17 protein-coding genes are annotated in these 17950 nt (G+C 41.3%); 4 read left to right on the top strand and 13 right to left on the bottom strand.

Going from position 1 to position 17950, the window contains the following annotated elements; translation table 11 throughout:
- Positions 1-121 precede the first annotated feature (121 nt).
- Complete coding sequence (locus WBJ10_RS15425; RefSeq protein ID WP_424291876.1) at positions 122-1006, top strand: transglutaminase-like domain-containing protein; 885 nt, start codon at positions 122-124, stop codon at positions 1004-1006.
- 75 nt (positions 1007-1081) lie between these two features.
- Here the strand turns inward: WBJ10_RS15425 and prfB are convergent.
- Positions 1082-2159, bottom strand: a protein-coding gene (prfB, locus tag WBJ10_RS15420) for a peptide chain release factor 2 (protein WP_424291874.1) whose coding sequence is annotated in 2 segments (ribosomal slippage) — positions 1082-2098 and positions 2100-2159 — 1077 coding nt in all. Because the reading frame shifts where the segments join, the coding sequence is not laid out codon by codon here.
- A 459-nt stretch (positions 2160-2618) separates the two neighbouring features.
- Between prfB and WBJ10_RS15415 the strand changes: the two genes are divergently transcribed.
- Entirely contained in the window at positions 2619-3068 is a 450-nt protein-coding gene (locus tag WBJ10_RS15415) for a DMT family transporter (protein ID WP_424291872.1), read from the top strand.
- Positions 3069-3070: 2 nt separating this feature from the next.
- On the opposite strand, the gene WBJ10_RS15410 is transcribed toward WBJ10_RS15415, so the two are convergent.
- Positions 3071-4474, bottom strand: a complete 1404-nt coding sequence (locus tag WBJ10_RS15410) for a M16 family metallopeptidase (protein ID WP_424291870.1) — start codon at positions 4472-4474, stop codon at positions 3071-3073.
- A 4-nt stretch (positions 4475-4478) separates the two neighbouring features.
- Complete coding sequence (locus WBJ10_RS15405) at positions 4479-5792, bottom strand: M16 family metallopeptidase (protein WP_424291868.1); 1314 nt, start codon at positions 5790-5792, stop codon at positions 4479-4481.
- Between the two features lie 163 nt (positions 5793-5955).
- Here WBJ10_RS15405 and pgi point away from each other — a divergent pair, with 163 nt between their 5' ends.
- On the top strand, positions 5956-7608 hold the full coding sequence (gene pgi / locus WBJ10_RS15400; protein ID WP_424291866.1) for a glucose-6-phosphate isomerase: 1653 nt from the start codon (positions 5956-5958) through the stop codon (positions 7606-7608).
- Between the two features lie 128 nt (positions 7609-7736).
- Here the strand turns inward: pgi and WBJ10_RS15395 are convergent, their stop codons facing one another.
- From WBJ10_RS15395 to WBJ10_RS15365, 7 genes are all read right to left on the bottom strand, one after another.
- Positions 7737-8822 (bottom strand): alkaline phosphatase family protein, encoded by a 1086-nt coding sequence (locus WBJ10_RS15395; RefSeq protein WP_424291864.1) that lies wholly within the window; start codon positions 8820-8822, stop codon positions 7737-7739.
- Positions 8822-9874 carry a glutaminyl-peptide cyclotransferase gene (locus tag WBJ10_RS15390; RefSeq protein ID WP_424291862.1) on the bottom strand — a complete coding sequence of 351 codons (1053 nt, stop codon included), beginning with the start codon at positions 9872-9874 and terminating at the stop codon, positions 8822-8824. Before WBJ10_RS15390 ends, WBJ10_RS15395 begins: the two co-directional genes overlap by 1 nt.
- Before the next feature lie 22 nt (positions 9875-9896).
- The gene (locus WBJ10_RS15385; protein ID WP_424291860.1) at positions 9897-10262 is read right to left on the bottom strand and encodes a YraN family protein; all 366 of its coding nucleotides are present in this window, start codon (positions 10260-10262) and stop codon (positions 9897-9899) included.
- Positions 10262-12184, bottom strand: a complete 1923-nt coding sequence (dnaG, locus tag WBJ10_RS15380) for a DNA primase (protein WP_424291858.1) — start codon at positions 12182-12184, stop codon at positions 10262-10264. Before dnaG ends, WBJ10_RS15385 begins: the two co-directional genes overlap by 1 nt.
- Positions 12185-12639: 455 nt before the next feature.
- A complete protein-coding gene (locus tag WBJ10_RS15375) occupies positions 12640-13290 on the bottom strand; it encodes a response regulator (RefSeq protein WP_424291856.1) in 651 nt (216 codons plus the stop codon).
- A gap of 3 nt (positions 13291-13293) precedes the next feature.
- Complete coding sequence (locus tag WBJ10_RS15370) at positions 13294-14076, bottom strand: sensor histidine kinase (protein ID WP_424291854.1); 783 nt, start codon at positions 14074-14076, stop codon at positions 13294-13296.
- 628 nt (positions 14077-14704) lie between these two features.
- On the bottom strand, positions 14705-15115 hold the full coding sequence (locus WBJ10_RS15365) for a hypothetical protein (RefSeq protein WP_424291852.1): 411 nt from the start codon (positions 15113-15115) through the stop codon (positions 14705-14707).
- 165 nt (positions 15116-15280) lie between these two features.
- Here WBJ10_RS15365 and WBJ10_RS15360 point away from each other — a divergent pair, with 165 nt between their 5' ends.
- Positions 15281-15517, top strand: a complete 237-nt coding sequence (locus tag WBJ10_RS15360; protein WP_424291850.1) for a response regulator transcription factor — start codon at positions 15281-15283, stop codon at positions 15515-15517.
- A 114-nt stretch (positions 15518-15631) separates the two neighbouring features.
- On the opposite strand, the gene WBJ10_RS15355 is transcribed toward WBJ10_RS15360, so the two are convergent.
- Genes WBJ10_RS15355 through WBJ10_RS15345 form a run of 3 tightly spaced genes read right to left on the bottom strand, consistent with a single transcriptional unit; the run spans position 15632 to position 17936 of the window.
- Positions 15632-16573: a hypothetical protein gene (locus WBJ10_RS15355; RefSeq protein WP_424291848.1), complete on the bottom strand. Its 942-nt coding sequence runs from the start codon at positions 16571-16573 to the stop codon at positions 15632-15634.
- A gap of 29 nt (positions 16574-16602) precedes the next feature.
- Entirely contained in the window at positions 16603-17787 is a 1185-nt protein-coding gene (locus tag WBJ10_RS15350) for a M20 metallopeptidase family protein (RefSeq protein WP_424291846.1), read from the bottom strand.
- Positions 17787-17936 carry an SPOR domain-containing protein gene (locus WBJ10_RS15345; protein ID WP_424291878.1) on the bottom strand — a complete coding sequence of 50 codons (150 nt, stop codon included), beginning with the start codon at positions 17934-17936 and terminating at the stop codon, positions 17787-17789. The genes WBJ10_RS15350 and WBJ10_RS15345 overlap by 1 nt, the downstream gene beginning before the upstream one ends.
- Between the last annotated feature and the right edge of the window lie 14 nt (positions 17937-17950).

Raw genomic sequence — 17950 nt, 5'->3', positions numbered from 1 at the left:
CGGGTTTTGGATTGAAATCGATGTTTTAGGTAGTCGACTGCTAATTGCAGATTTATCATAGCTTGTAAAGATAGGGAGGAGAACTGGCCTCCACCACATTTTTCGTAATTTTGCGTACGACATGAATGAAAAAGAAGTAGAATCTTTAATTAAATTACTTGATGATCCTGATCAGGAAATAGCTAGTCATGTTGAGGAAAAGCTATTATCCTACGGAAATGAAGTTATCCATCATTTGGAAAATGCCTGGGGCCAATCCCTGGACACCATCCTGCAGGAACGGATAGAAAACCTGGTTCACAAGATCCAGTTTCAAAATATTAAGAAGGAATTAGAACTCTGGTATATCGGAGGATCATTTGATCTTCTGCAGGGCATTATCATCATAAATAAGTACCAATATCCTGATCTGGATGAACAAAAGGTAATAAACCAGCTGGAAGACATCAAACGTGACATCTGGATGCAGATGATTTACGATATGAGTGCTGTCGAGAAGGTAAAACTTATCAACCACGTGCTTTATAGTGTCCACGGATTCACCGGAAATACCACTAATCATCAGGATCCTCAAAACTCTTACCTAAGCCAGGTCCTGGAAAGCAAAAAGGGGAACCAAATCCTGCTTGCAGTGATTTATTCAATCATCGCCCAAAAGCTCGACATCCCGATTTACGGTGTTAACCTACCGCAACACTTTATCCTGGCATATGTAGATGAAACCCCCGCCGAGAGTATTATGGTTTCGGGTGATATGTTTGAAGACAGGATACTGTTCTACATCAATGCTTTTAATAAAGGATTTATCTTCGGGCGTAAGGATGTAGATGCCTTCCTGAAACAGCTCAATTTAAAGCCCAATGAGCATTTTTACGAGCCATGCAGTAATGTGGATATTATTCAGCGGGTGCTGAGGAACTTGATCAGCGCATACGAGAAGCTTTCTGCCCTGGATAAGGTTGCGGAGTTGCAAGAGTTGTTGGGACTGTTTCCGGAGCCGAAATAGACAAAGGAACAAAGATCAAGGACAAAACATTCCTTTTACCTTGCTCTGTCTTTGCTCCTTGTTCTTTATTCCTCCTTAAAATTCCATCAAATAAGACTTCAAAAACTCATCCAGATCCCCATCCAAAACCGCCTGGGCGTTCGATGTTTCATGGTTTGTCCGGAGATCTTTTACCAATTTATATGGATGAAGAACGTAGTTACGGATCTGTGATCCCCATTCTATTTTCTTCTTGTTCCCTTCGATACTTGCCGATGCCTCTCTACGTTTGCGCATTTCAACTTCGTAAAGTTGAGATTTTAAGAGGCGAATAGCATTTTCCTTATTCTGTAGCTGGGAGCGGGATTCCTGGTTTTTGATGATGATTCCTGAAGGTTTATGATATAACCTGACGGCAGTCTCAACCTTATTTACATTTTGTCCGCCCGCACCACCTGAACGAAAAGTCTCAAATTCAATGTCGGCTGGATTGACATCTATTTCAATCGTATCATCAACCAAAGGATAAACATAGACCGAGGCGAAGGAAGTATGTCGTTTCGCATTGGAATCAAATGGCGAAATCCTCACCAGCCTGTGTACTCCGTTTTCTCCTTTAAGGTATCCATAAGCAAAATTGCCCTCCAACTGAATAGTTACTGTTTTGATACCAGCAACATCCCCCTCCTGATAATCCTGCTCGGATATTTTAAATCCGTGTTTCTCGCCCCACATAATATACATCCGCAAAAGCATAGAAGCCCAATCGCAGCTTTCTGTTCCACCTGCACCGGCAGTGATCTGCATCACAGCATTCAGCTGATCTTCTTCTGAGCTTAACATATTTTTAAACTCAAGATCCTCTACTTTCTGCAAAGTGAGCTCATATTGCTCTTTGAGTTCATCCTCTGTAGCATCGCCCGATTGGAAAAACTCGAGCATAACAGATGAATCCTCCACAGAAGCTTCAGCTTCCTGGAACTCATCGGTCCACTTCTTTTTTGTATTTATTGAATGAAGAGCTTTTTCAGCCTCTTTGGGGTCGTCCCAGAAATCAGGCCGGAGTGCTATGTCCTGCTCGTTCTTGAGATCATCTAACTTCTTGTCGATGTCAAAGATGCCTCCTCAGAGACGTTATTCTGTCCCTTAAATCCGTAATGTTTTCTTTGGTCATAATGCAAAAATATAAAAATTCGCATCTCTATTTAGGTACTGATCAATTATTGAATTAATAATTAGTAAAATGTTTAGCACCTTCTATACAAAATCCATGTTTTTTGGTTTATGCCGAAACTCAAAAAGCGTTTAACAGTTTTTTACTTGAAGAAGTTGCTAAACATTTTAAGTGTTCAATGTACTATATTTGTTTGGTCGGGATTGTTTAGACAGAATTTTCATCAATTTATAGTTTGTTTTTATCGGTGATGAAGCTATCATGAGCATATCATGATGGTTTGTGAGAAGCATGCTCATGATGGTTTCATTTGTATATAGTCTATTTTTTAAAGGCAATGAAGCTTGCCTGCTACGGGTCAGGCAGGTATGAGCTTATATCATGTTTTTTTGTGAGTGGCAAGCTCATACAGGTTTCATCAGACAGACTATTGATTACATTTGATTTAAATCTTATACTATGAGCAATTACATCTATTATATCCTTGCTATTTTAGCAGGACTCGCCATCGCCACACAAACTGGGGTAAACGCTCAGTTAAGAACCGTTGTGGGAAACCCTGTCCTTGCCGCATTGGTTTCCTTTTTAGTGGGAAGCTTTGCTTTATTACTATACATCTTGTTTTTTCAAAAGGAAAGCCTGGGTGGATTGGCGAATCTAAGCGGTATCTCCTGGCATAAATGGACTGGCGGACTAATTGGCGCATTATATGTGAGCGGGGTCATCATTATCGCTCCCCGCATCGGAGCAGCAAATACAACAGGTCTGATCGTAGCTGGACAGATCCTTTTTGCCCTCTTTTTAGATCATTTTGGCTACCTCGGATTTATTCAGCATCCATTCAATATAATGCGGTTAGCAGGAGCTTTTTTGTTAATAGCAGGTGTTTTCCTAATTCTCAAAAATTAACGTTAAAACCCGTCCGCCTTTATCTCCTTCGTCACCACCGGCCCATACTTTTCAGCAATTTTTTTGATCTCTTCTGATTTGCCGATTACTACAAACTGAAGCTTATCTTTCGGGAAGTACTTATTAATAATTTCCTTTGACTCTGCGGCTGTAAGTCCGTCGACATTCTTTTCGAAGTTATTAATAAATGACTCGTCAAATCCATACCAGAACATCTGAGTCAATAATCCTGCAAGCTGTCCAGCGGTTTCATATCTCGGCGGGAATTGGCCTTTCACATAGTTCTTTGCAGAGGCAAGAGTTTTATCGCTAAATCCTTTTTTGTGAAGGCTGTCCAGAACCTGTAGCGCTTTATCAATTGTAGCTTCGGTTGTTTTATTGGCAGTAAATGTGGAGATAGCGAAAGTCCCAGAGTTCTTTAATGGAGTAAATCTGCTGTTCGCACCATAGGTCAGGCCGGAATTAACACGAAGCTCACCGTTCAACCATGAAGTAAACCTCCCACCAAATACTGTGTTTACCACATCAATAGCTACAAAGTCGGGATTATCCCTGCGGATACCCAGGCCACCGATCAGGAAAGTTGTCTCCCGGGCATCGTCCTTATTAACCAGGAGAATCCTGGCCGAAGGAATGGCTGGAACGCTTTGCGCAGCAAGATTCGCTTGTACGGTACCATTATTTTTCCAGGATCCAAATAATGACTCAATACGCGTCCTCATGTCTTTGGAATTAAAATCCCCGGCTACTGCAATGGCAGCGCCTTTTGGCGAATAGTTCGCGGAATAAAATTTCTTGAGATCATCAACATTGAATTTACTTACCGTTGCTGGGCTTCCCGTTAATGAATTTCCATAAACGTGGTCACCAAAAATAAACTTATCCCAATACGATGATATAACATTCCGTGGGCTCTGCTTTGCCTGATCAAGACCGGTTAATACCCTTTTTCTCTCCTTCTCGAATTCATCCTTATCGAAGACTGGGTCAATAAGAACTTCTTTTAGGATGGGCAGGACTTTATCCGCATCTTTCGAAGCAAACTTAGCCGATAGGCCCGCAGACTCTTTGCTTGCATATGTATTCAGGCTTGCTCCGATGAAATCAAGTTCTTCTTCAATCTTACTTTTAGAAAAGCTTTTTGTGCCATATTGCAGGCCCGATGCAGTAAGAGAAGCCAGCCCAGAAGTTGTACCGTCGTAAATTGCACCAGCCGGAAGAATTGCAGTAACACTTATTACCGGCACTTCGTGCTGTTCCATTAAATAAACAGTCAGGCCATTCGCTAATGTAAATTTCTCATAAGCAGGAACTTTAAAAGGTGCCTGTTTCGTTTGAGCACTAACAGTTAGTGAAAATATGATCAGCGTTAGTACTGAAAATATAGAATTAGTAAATCGTTTCATTTCTTTAATCCTCAACATTAGTTTTTAATACTCCAACTGTGCGATTGGACTTCTTGAAATATTCATTTGCGACACGTTTAACATCATCTGCAGATACTTTAGAATATTCTGCAGGAGCGTCGAACATTTTGCGATAATCTCCAAAGAACACTTCGTAGGTTCCAATATTGTTTGATTTCCCGTTTATGGTTTCCAACTGGGAATAGAACTCCATCAACTTTTGGTTCTTGATCTTCTGAAGTTCCTGTGCGGTAATACCATCTTTCATTATTTTCTCAATCACTTCGTACACGGCATTCTCCAGGTCTGAATCTTTAACATCTCTAGCACTTTGCATATAAAACTGGAAGAGATTTGGATCAAAACTTTCGCTATAATCAGTGAATACAGCTGTTGCGAGTTGTTTTTCATCCACAAGCGCAGAGTATAAGCGTGAGGAATTTCCGTTGCTTAGAATAGAACTTAAAATACTCAGAGCATAAAAATCCTTGTGTTTAGCTTCTGGAGTATGATAACCGATCATCATGTAGGGAGTAGGAACATCCTTTTGAACCGTAACACGGCGTTCGCCTGTTTGCGGCGGCTCAACTAAGTGCACAGGTTTCGGGTCTGGCCCCTTAGGGATGTTAGCAAGGTACTTTTCAGCGAGCTGCTTCACCTGATCAACTTTAACATTCCCAGAAACAACAACGACACAATTGTTAGGTGCATAATAGGTTTTGAAATATTTCTCAAGATCATTTTTCGTCCAGTTTTTGATATCGCTTTCATATCCTATCACTGTCCAGTGATATGGGTGTTCCTGAAACGCAGTTGCATTTACAGCGTCGCTCAGCATGCTCCAGGGAGAATTTTCGAGTGATGTGCTCCTTTCGGAAAGTACAACTCCACGCTCACTTTCCACCATTTTAGGATCGATGCTTAAACTGGAAATTCGGTCGGCCTCCAGGTCAAAAATTGTTTCCATCGCACTTACAGGAAACCAGTTGGTATAGACGGTTACGTTTTGGGTGGTATAGGCATTATTTGCGCCCCCATTAAACTCCATAGTCTGGTCGAACATCTTCGGGCCGTACTTTTTAGCACCATTGAACATCATATGTTCGAAGAAGTGTGATAATCCCGTTATCCCCGGGTACTCGTTCCTCGAACCAACTTTGTAAAATAAATACATATTCGCATTAGGAATAGAGCTATCTTCAAGCACGAGGAATTTCATACCGTTCTTCAGCGTGAAAGTCTTCACATCATCGGCTTTGGTCTGCGCAAATAACGGGATGCAGCATCCCATCAATAAGATGGTTAATAATTTCTTCATTATTTATTGGTTAGAATAAATCCAAATTACTGTATATAAATCTAATTTTACAATTAATAAAAGTAGGATTAGTGACATAAAGCGTTCAGAATTGCCTTTATTTAAAACTTGCTACTTATTACTTACAAATATTACTTACAACCTACCACTTACACCCAACATCATGCTTCCACGTCAGAATTTTACCTCCTTACATGCATTTAAATCGTTGGCCTTACATTATGACCAGATCAAAAAGCATCATTTACGAGATCTTTTTCAGGATGAGAACAGGTTCGAAAAATTCTCCATCCGTTTCGGGGATATTCTGCTCGATTACTCCAAAAATCGGATAAACGAGGAAACGCATAAATTATTAGTAGATCTGGCTACGGAAAGCGGCCTTAAGGAAGCCATCGAAGCAATGTTTTCTGGCGAGAAGATAAATGAGACAGAAGACCGGGCTGTTTTACATGCTGCGCTACGAAATCCTAACAGATCCGGCTTTATACTCGAAGAGAAAGACATTCTTGCAGATATCCATCGCGTGCTTGACAAAATGGAAATGTTCTCGGCCAAAGTAATCAGCGGTGAGTGGAAAGGGTATAGTGGTAAGCCTATTCAACATATTGTAAACATCGGTATAGGTGGCTCTGATTTAGGTCCGGTAATGGTTACCGAAGCTTTGAAGCCCTATAGCAACCACCTGAAACTTCATTTTGTTTCTAATGTAGATGGCTCCCATATAGCTGAAACTCTTAAGAAAACCGATCCGGAAACTACACTTTTCATGATCGCTTCCAAGACTTTCACCACGCAGGAAACGATGGCAAACGCCTATTCCGCACGTGATTGGTTCCTGAATAATGGCGGAACAAAAGAATTTGTGGCTAAACACTTCATTGCCATCTCTACAAATGAAGCAGGGGTGTCAGAATTCGGTATTGATACTGCGAATATGTTTGAGTTCTGGGACTGGGTAGGCGGACGTTACTCCCTGTGGAGTGCTATCGGATTGAGTATTGCCTGCGGAATAGGATTCGATAATTTTAAATTACTACTTGCTGGTGCGCATGAAAGCGACAAACACTTCAGGAACACCGACTTCAAAGACAACATCCCTGTAATCCTTGCCCTTCTTGGTATCTGGTACACCAATTTTTTCGAATCACAAAGCCAGGCGATTCTTCCGTATGATCAGTATATGCATCGCTTCGCTGCCTACTTTCAACAGGGAGATATGGAAAGTAACGGTAAATCAACTGACCGCGATGGGGATGCTATTGATTATCAAACCGGACCTGTAATCTGGGGAGAACCGGGGACTAACGGACAGCATGCATTCTATCAATTGATTCATCAGGGGACCAAGCTAATCCCATGCGACTTTATAGCCCCTGCCCAAAGCCACAACCCGATGGGAAATCACCATCAACTATTGCTATCTAACTTCTTCGCTCAAACAGAAGCACTGATGAATGGCAAGAACAGACAGGAAGTAGAAGCAGAACTCAAAAATGCTGGTAAGAAAGCAAGAGAAATTGTCGAATTAGCCCCTTTTAAGGTATTTGATGGCGATAAACCGACTAATTCCATACTGGTTAAGAAAATTACACCCTTTACTTTAGGTTCGTTGATCGCGATTTACGAACACAAAATATTCGTTCAGGGAATAATCTGGAATATTTTCAGCTTTGATCAATGGGGAGTGGAACTTGGGAAGCAGTTAGCTGGGCAGATTTTGCCGGAGTTGAAGAATGATGATAAAGTGACTGGGCATGATTCTTCTACTAATGGCTTGATTAATCAGTATAAGGAATGGAGGAAAGAAAGCTGAAAGTGGAAAACTGAAAACTGAAGTAAACTAATCGTGGGTAGGTACCCTAAACTCCCCTCCCCCACAACAAAGATTTGTCATTTCCGCGAAAGCGGGAACCTCTGGTAGTACCATATTGAAAAGAGAAGTTACTTCAATCTAATACTCTCCCCAACTTCATGCCCCGCACCCGATTTGAAATCCAATCCCAAAAGTTCCGAAATGGTTTGAGCTAATTGTTTATGGTAAATGGTGGTGGGAGTTTTTATTAGGCCCTTGGCGGGGATATCTGGCCCCATAACAGCGAACCAAACTTGCTCGGCTCCGGCAATCTTCTCACCATGTGATTTCCAAGTATCTAAAGGCACTTCACCCCTTCCGTGATCCGTGGTAATGATCAAAGTTGTTTGATCTTTGTAAAAGGGATCTGACTGCAGGTACTTCCAGAGATCAGCTAATATAGCATCTGTCTTTCTGGCTTGCTGTAAATACATTTTGTAATTCCCCTGGTGCGCAAGATCATCGGTTTCATCAAAACCCAGATATAAAACCCGTGGCTTTTTATCGATCATATATTGCTTGCCAAATTGGTAAGTCAAAACATCCAGCCTCATCTCTTCCGCAACAAAACCAGGCGATAAGTGCTGCATTTCATTTAAAAGTTTAAGACGATCACTCATTCCGGGGATATTAAGGTCCATCAATCCGGAGTTGACGATTATACCTGATCGTTTATCGTACAGAATGGATGGGAAAACTTCCCAGGAAGTAAATGCAATGACTTTTCCCTCAAAACCTTTCTGTTTGTTGATGTACTCGAGAACGTTAGTATTTGGATTTGGAACCTGATCATTTGAATTCACTCGCGGATCAGGAAAACCGGTGAAAAGCTCATTATACCCAGGATAAGAAAACCGGTAAGGATTAGCAACCTCTGCTTTATTACCAATGTCCCGGTTCCCATAAATCTGGCCCTTTTGCGCTACTGTGGACCAAAAGAAAGGCATCAGCAGTTCTCGACGTGCTAAAGGGGATTCCCTGACGAATCTCGAAGTAATTTCCTTTTTATCAGGGTTATATGCTTCAATATTAACGAGTGCCGAATCTGCACCTCTAAAAACCTCCTGCCATCTTAAGCCGTCAAGAGTTACAATTACTAAGTTCTTCGTTCTAATCTGAGCAAATGCGTATGAGCTGCAGAACAATATAGACACTAGTAATACTGCTCTTTTCATTATAGCGCAGGTTGAGGACTCAACTTAATCTGAAATAACTTATCCCATTTCTTCCCCGTTACAAAAAGCCTTTTACCAGCCGCATCCCAGGCAATACCGTTTAGCACCAGATCAGGATCGCGGGAAAGGTCAGGATAAAGATTTGACAAATCGACTTCTGCAGTAACCTGGCCATTTGCAGAATTGATGATTACAATCCGGTCGGATTCATAAATATTGGCATAGATCATCCCGTCAATGTATTCCAATTCATTCAAAGAACCCACTGGTCCATTATTATCATAAACCTCGATATAACCTTCTTCCATATAAGTATCCTTATTCAGAATGTGAAGAACGTTTGTGCCGTCAGAATTATAGATTTTGCTGCCGTCATTACACAAACCCCAGCCTTGCCGGCTATAGGGTGTTGGATATTCGCGTATTAGTTTTAGGCTTTTCAGGTCGAACTCCATATTCACATTTTCAGTGTAGGTAAGCATCAGGATTTTATTGCCGATAATGGTAATACCTTCGGCAAACACATTTTCGACTGGCGTAAGCTGCAATACTTTTCCGGAAATTTCCGTCTTTCTTACAGATGATTCCCCTACAAGTCCATCGCTCTCATAGAAAAAGCCATTGTGAAATTCCAAGCCTTGGGTATAAGATTCAGTATCGTGCTTGAATTGTTGAACAACGGTATATTGTAATTTCTCCGGAACTAATGATGATTTCAAAACAATACTTGTGCTGATCTCTTCCGGCTCTGCTCCCTTCCTATATATTTTCGCTGTGATAGCTTTCGTTCCTAAAGCTAATTTACCAGTCTCCACGCTAACGGGCTTTTCATCAACAGAATTTGATAAACGTTCACCATCTGCATAATAAACAACCGAATCAACTTTGTCATTAAGCCTGACCTGCAGACTCATGGTATCACCCACATTGATCGCCTTGCCTGCTTCCGGACTGATGAAAGTGGATGTCTCCTCCTTAGTACTTATCTCTCCTGTGCATTGAGATAATAACAAAACGGTGATAATTGAAAGGGAGCTCAGTTGAAATCGCATGATATAAATTTATGTGCAGATGTTATAAGCCAGGCCAGAACGCATCTTCGATATGGTTAACGGTATAACTATCAAATTTATCAAAGAGTATCGAAATAATATCAAACCTTATCTCATCATTATGTTCAAGCTTATAAATATACTCTTCGGCGGCGAATTCCATAAGACCTTGTTTAGCATAAGTCACGAAGTCTTCCGGCTCGCCATAACTATTTCCTGTACGGGTTTTAACTTCAGCAAATATCAGGGTTGAATCTTTAAAGGCAATCAGATCTACTTCAGCCCTGTGACACCGCCAATTGGTTTCCAATATTTTATAGCCTTTATCTTCAAGGAATTTCTTTGCGATTACTTCGCCCTTAGTGCCGGTATCGTTGTGAGAAGCCATCACTTCACAATTACAGAACCCAGAAATAAAGAGATGCCCTTTTCAACCTCTTTCACCTGCAGGTATTTCTTCATTAATATAGCTTGGTTGTCGGCGTCATCTTCGGCCTGTATCTCGTCCCTGATTTTCTTCAGGATCCTGTCGACTTTGCGTTTCTTTAAATGAAATATACCGCCCAGTATAGTGGACCGAAGATTCTCACTTTCATTCTTCACGTATATTTTTCTCCTGGCGTACCAGTTTTCACTGAGAACATAAGGTGATGATACCATGGTTATCGCAAGGTCGGCGATCTCATGATCAGTGTGTTTAATAAAATCCTGCTCTGAAGGAAGTTCACCCTCTTCCAATTGTTTCTTGTATTCATCTATTACCCGGATGCATAAGGGATGTTCGAAAGTTACATCAGCTAGGTTACCGATTACGTATGGAGCGATGTAGGTATCGGTTATCCCATCCCAATGAACTAATTCATGTCCATAATTTAGAAGCAGGCGAACAATTTCTTTTTCCTGGGCTTCATCTGTACCTGAAGCACCCCCTGGGATTTCTGCAAAATCCGGTTCTGGTGCAGCTTCGGGGCTGGGCTGGGGCTGCGACTGGTATGAACCTTTATTTTTTGCTGCCCGGATCTTATTTAACTCAGAGATCAGTACACGCTCTTCTATCTGCAGAAGCGAACTGCATTCCCTAACAAAGACTGAGGCCTTAATACCATCCGGGATCTTGGCGATGCTTTCTACTACTTCCCGGATAATTCCTGCCCGCTTTATGGGGTCTTTTCCGGCATCCTTTAAAAGAATGCTGGTCTTAAATAATATGAAGTCCTTTTTACTCTGTTCGATGTGCGTTTTAAATGCAGCACTTCCAAATTTCTGTACGTAAGAGTCCGGGTCATCCCCATCAGGGAAAAGTACCACCTTTACATTCAAACCCTCTTCCAGGATCATATCGAGCCCCCTTAGGGAAGCTTTAATACCTGCCTCATCCCCATCGTAAAGAATGGTGATATTCTCAGTAAAGCGCTTGATAAGACGGATCTGCTCAACAGTTAGCGAGGTACCCGAAGAAGCAACTACGTTTTCAATTCCGGCCTGGTGGACAGATAATACATCGGCATAACCTTCTACCAGATAGCAATTGTCCAGATCCCGAATTGCCTTTTTGGCGAAGGATAAGCCATAAAGCACATTCGACTTATGATAGATATCACTTTCCGGGGAATTAACATACTTGGGGACTGCCTTGTCTGTTTTTAAAGTCCGCCCCCCGAAACCAATTACCCTGCCTGTAAAACTATGTATGGGAAACATCACACGCCCCCGGAAACGGTCGTATAATTTGTCATTGTCTTTACGGATGGTCAGGCCAGTTTCTTCCAGGAACTGTATATTATACCCTTCGGAAACCGCTGTAGTTGTCAGGGCATCCCAAACATCCGGTGAATAACCGAGTTCAAACTTCTTAATAATATCATCCCGGAAACCGCGCTCTTTAAAATAGCTGAGGCCTATGCTTTTACCCTCCTCGGTTTCGAACATCTGCTGCTGGAAGAACTTAGAAGCAAAAGCAGAGACAATAAACAAGCTTTCGCGCCTGTCGTTAATCGCCTGTTCTTCCGGAGTATTTTCAACCTCAGCGATTTCAATATTATACTTATTTGCGAGGTATCTTAAAGCTTCAGGATAGTTAGCCTTTTCATGATCCATGATAAAACGGACAGAATCTCCGCCTTTCCCGCATCCAAAGCATTTATAAATCCCCTTACCTACGGAAACATGGAAGGAAGGGGTTTTTTCATTATGGAAAGGGCATAAGCCGATCAAGCTGGTCCCTCTTCGTTTTAAGGACACAAAATCTCCAACCACATCTTCAATGCGGGAAGTTTCTATGATCTTATCAACGGTTTCTTTAGGAATCAAAACTTTTCAGATGGGAGATAAAATTAAGGAAAATTTCGTGTTCAATTAGGGAACGGGGAAATTTCTTAGCGAAGGGCAGAAAGATCTCCCATAAAAAAAGCGGCATTATTTCTAATGCCGCTACAATTAATCAACCCTACCCTTAGGTTAAATGTTGTGATAAAGGTTAACAGATTACTAAGGGAATATTTATTTACAGCTGAACTCTACCAGAACAAAAATCACATAAACTGGGTCAGGCGACAATACCCAATACTAGGTAATTTTCAGGTGTCTTTGCGATTGCAACGAAGCAATCTCGATGTCCCGTTACAGGAGATTGCTTCGTCGTGCCTCCTACCATTGACGTTTTTTATTAAACGTCATTTATATTGATTTTTATGAGATAAATTAACACTCGCAAGGACAAGCTGCCAAAGAGAATGCTTCGTTGTACGTCCTCGCAAGGACAAGAATCAAATCCGAATAAGCGAAGTTCTTATCCCAAAAACTACCAAACCCGTTCTGGTTTTGATATTTAATTTACTAAAAAGGGATTCACGGTAATTATCAACCGTGCGGGGGCTGACATTCATTCTCTCCGCAATCTCTTTGTAAGTTAATTCTGTGCTGCAATATTGCAGGAATTCCATCTCTCTATCACTTAGTTTTACATCGGTAGAACTGCCTTTAGAATCATTACGCAGCGACATCAGCATTCTGCCGGAAACATTCTCGTTGATGAACAATCCTTTTTCTTTCGTGACTTTGATGGCTTCGAGGAGATCGGAGGCATTGGATTCTTTCAGTAAATAACCGCAGGCACCGGCCTTAAGCATATTGATGATCGACTTTTCATCGTCAAACATACTTAGGGCAAGGACACTAATTTGAGGATAAAGCGTTGTAACCCATTTCGTTGCTTCGTATCCGTCCATGTACGGCATCGTAATATCCATCAGGATGATATCCGGCAGCTTATCTGGAGACAGTTTCTGCTGAAGATCCTTCCCGCTGGACGCCTGGAACAACACCTCAATTTCTTCAAACTCGGAAAGCAGGTTGGCCACACCCGAACGGAACAGGGTATGGTCGTCAACGATCACTATGGAAATTTTCTCTAACATGGATCAGGGATAAGGGACTTTAACGGCTATAGTAGTGCCTGCATCAGGAGCAGAAATGATATCAAGTTCACCCTGAATTGCCTGGGTTCTTATCTGTAAATTTGACAGGCCCATACCCGAGTTCGACACTTCATCTGGCTGAAATCCCACACCATTGTCTGTAATTGAAAGCAGAATTTTGCCTTCAGCCTGGCCCAGGCTAATATTGATTTCGGTTGCGCCGGAGTGCTTTATGATGTTATTAATCACTTCCTGCAGCAGACGGAAAATAATGAGAGTCTTTTCTGCCGAGAGCTCGTATTCCTCTTTAATCAAATTGTAAAAGTTTACTTCGTAGGTACCTGGCTTCTTTAGCCAATCTACCTCATGATTAATAGCGTCTACCAAACCGTTTTCAATAATCCTTTCCCCGTGAAGCAAGTTTGCGAGCTGCCTTAATTCTTTGATGGAGCGCCGGACCAGCTGCTGTGAATCATCGAGTTTTTTTGCTGTCTTATTGTCTGACACCGTGATCGAGCCTAAGGTAAGGCTCGTCAGGCTTAATAACTGTCCGATATTATCGTGCAGATCGGCAGCTATAGTTTTCATGGTTTGTTCCTGCACCTCTAACTGTGTCTTGAGTAAATCTGCCTCGTACACTTGCTGCAAGGTTTGTTTCTCCGTAATGTGGTCTTTTTTTCTGCGGTTATACGAATTGATGTATAGGAGCAAAAAAGCAGGCGCCAGAAGAAAAACCAGTGTACTTAACGCGACGATGGTTGCAATATCCTGGTTCGATGTCTGCATATAAATGAATAAGACCAAAAACTATAAAGAAGTAAAATAAGCACATGGTTGATATATGACCTAATAGTTTTATTAGGGGTAATTTCAATAGTTAAAACATTATAAATAAAATTCATAACCGTTCCTCCAAAATAGAAGAATAAAATACCTGCAATGATCCAAAATGGAGGATATTTTTTTATAGGAATATAACTTTCCTGCTTAACAAAACCGTAATAAAAGAATAAACATAATACGACTGTATTTATAGAGAATACCTTAAATGTGGTGTTGTAAAAACCTTCAGTCTGAAGATAAGCAGTTTCGACGAAATACATTACACCGACGACTGCCAATGATACTCCTACAATTAATTGTGATTTCCTGAAAAATAATTCGATGTTTCTAGCCAGAATAAAATGAATGAAGGCAATTTCAATAATTAGATAAATATTGTAAAGCCAGCCATTAGGCTGATGCAGGTACCTCCCTATATATCTTCCATAAAGTTCCGTGATAACAGTTAAAAGAAGAAATGGGATAAACATCTTCCAAAATGCTTTTTTATCACTTTGCAGGTAAAACAAAGCAATAAAAAAGCAAATTAGCTCAATCGCTATATTGAAACTGAGGAACTTATTCATTGACCTTATTCACCACACTCTTCCGGGCAAAGTTCGCCTTTGTTCAAAGGGTCAAAAATTTTATCTGGAACTACTACTTTATAATGATCTCTTTCAACCCCTCCCTCTGTCTTGGTAGCTATAAGTACTACGGTGTTTCGGTGAGCATAATTACGTTTGATATTGGGATTGCCGCGATGCGGATGATCCTCTTTGTCTAAATATGTTGCAAAATATATTCGTACCCCAGTACAATTCTCATCCTTTGCCTCTTTGATCCAATCTTCTAGGTCGTTAAAAGTAAACCAAACCCCATGGGAGAGATATTCTGCTCCCTGAAATTCTTTCCCTTTATAATGTTTCCGATATTTTTCAATCATTTTCCAGGCTTTATCCTTGGAAATGTTGTTGAATGTTGCAAGAGCTTTTTCTGTCATGTCGATAAGTTTTAGGTTTACACTAATATCCGCAAAAACTTAATTACTTTCCAACCGTAAATTCCTCTGTTTTAATACCGTAAAAACACCCTATTCTTTCGGGCGGATTGGCCCTGACGCATGATGCTATTCTAAAAGAGATTTGTTAAACCAAAATCACCGATCATGCACAATCTAACATTTGAAAGACCAACAGTTACAGACACGATGTTAAGCGATCGCGAAAGCGAAATACTTCAGCTTATGTCGAGTGGTTATAGCAGTCGCGAAATTGCTGAACAGCTATTTATCAGTGAGTTTACCGTGCAGACGCACAGAAAGAATATGCTTAGAAAGATGGGGTTCCGGAATTTCTACCCTATGCTTTGCTGGGCTATTAAAGAGGGGGTGGTGATATTGTAGTTCTCACTTAAAGGCCATCTGAGGTTCCAGCTTACGCTGGAATGACAGAATATGTTGTTGAGAAATGAGGAGATTCCAGCCTCCGCTGGAATCTGAGCGCAATATACTAAGCTTCTATTTCCCTAATTTGTACCCTTTATGAAGGATCAGAAAGCTAGCCCGCTCTTCTCTCTTGAGCGGAATATCCCAATTACCCTGATAACTGATCTTGGTGGGGAGCAGAGTTTGATCTTCACCAAAATAGCCTAGCTCGATATTCATCTGTACATCGAAATCGAAAGCCAGGTTATCATATTTCATATCCACAGAGCGGCCCAGGATTTGGAAGTTCCGCATATCAAATGTAGTTACCAATTCCTTAATCATGATGCCGTCTTTAGTCCAGTTGGACAAGTCGGGCTTCATTTTCACTTTAAAAATATAGACTGGTATGGAATCGAGATAGGTACCCCTGAAAAAAGTATAATCATAATACTGGCGCATATTCGGGGTGAAGATCGAAGTCTTATTACTGATAAAAGGGATACCTTTTACCGGGCGGCCCGGGCTGAAGATCAGAGTCTTTAATTTATTCTTATAGGATTCGTTGCTTTCCTTCGTACCGCCAAGATCTTCGGATGGTGTAAAATCAGAGTTATAGGCGTTCATGAATATATAGTCAAACATCTCCACGGTATAAAGCGAATACTTTCCGTTCTTTTTATAGACCTTTCCTTTATCCCGTTTTTCAAGGAACTCCATTTTATACGGCCCATTGTTATTGTGGAATATCTTGCGATAAATACTTCCTTCAACCTGGTTTTTCTTATCGTAGGTAAATATGCTATTCTCTGCAGTAAAAGAATATTTCTTCATGTTACTGAAGGCCTTATAGAAACTGGTATCATTCATCACTTCGTTAATGAATGATTCAACAGTTAAGCGTGTCGACTGAACCGTAATAGCGGAATCAATATTTATGGTCCAGACGGTATCCGGGTTAAATCGGGGAATGTCTTGAGTAAAGCCCCAGGTGCTGGTAAATATTAGAGTAACAATAAGAATTAACTTCTTCATAATTTTAGCATGCGGAAAGCCCGCAATTTTTAATTACCCAGTTGTTTAAGGGCTATATAGGTCATCAGGCCTGTGCTCAATTTTAGTGAATCTTCATCCACATCAAAGGTTGGCGTATGAACTGATGATGTTATTCCCCGCGCCTCATTGGCAGTACCGAGCCGATAAAAACAAGCATCAGCAGCCTGAGAGTAGTAAGCAAAATCCTCAGCAGCCATCCAGATATCCAGATCCAGAACGTTTTCCTTCCCTAAATATTCTTCTGCATAAGCGCGGGTATTCTCGGTTAGCTTTTCTTCGTTAATTAAAAAAGGATAGCCCCTCATGATATTGAAGTCGCAGCTGCCGCCCATAGCCTCCGCTATACCTTCCGCCATTTTCTTCATCTTCTCATGAGCCTTGCTTCGCCATTCCTCATCCATTGTCCTGAATGTTCCTTCAAGTTTTACCTCGTTGGGGATGACGTTTGTTGCTCCATTTGCTATAACTTTTCCAAAGGAAAGTACAGACGGTATTTTAGGATCAGCCACGCGGCTAACAATAGATTGAAGTGCCACTATAATATGCGCTGTTATGAGTACCGGATCGATATTCTGCTGAGGCTGCGCACCGTGTCCGCCTTTTCCATGAACAGTGACATAAATCTCATCGGTAGATGCCATGTATTTACCTGCCCTGAAGCCAACTTTACCCGTTTCTATGAGTGGCATTACGTGCTGCCCGATTACCGCTTGTGGTTTCGGGTTTTCCAAAACACCTTCTTTAATCATCAGGTTAGCTCCGCCCGGCAAGCGTTCTTCGGCAGGTTGAAATATTAACTTAACAGTACCCGCAAACTCATCTTTTAGTTCTGTGAGGATTTTAGCCGTACCAAGAAGTGAAGAAGTGTGCACATCATGTCCGCAGGCATGCATCACACCATCCTTTGTTGAACGATAGGGAACATCATTTGCTTCCAGAATAGGCAAGGCATCCATATCAGCTCTTAGGGCTACAACCGCATCGGACGGTTTCGCTCCTTTTATCAGTGCGACAATACCTGTATCGGCCATCTTCTGATAGCTGATACCCAGTTCATCGAGTTTAGACTTCACAAAAGCGGAAGTCTCGTACTCCTCAAATGATAATTCCGGATTGGCGTGTAAATGCCGGCGGTTAGCTATAACTTCAGAATGAATGTCCTGAGCAAGGCGGCTGATTTTATCTTTAAGCATTATCGTGGATTAATTCTTTCGGCAAATATAAAGAGTGAAGAATACTGCTTCCTGAGCTCATTCAGAAACTTCTGTGCCTCCAGTCTGGTGCGGAAATCGCCAACACGAACCCTGTAATTGGGCTGTGTGTAGCTAACATAGCTCCTCACGGATGGGTATACCG

Source organism: Daejeonella sp., assembly GCF_049655485.1.
Lineage (GTDB): Bacteria > Bacteroidota > Bacteroidia > Sphingobacteriales > Sphingobacteriaceae > Daejeonella.
This window is presented reverse-complemented; position numbering and strand designations above follow the sequence as displayed.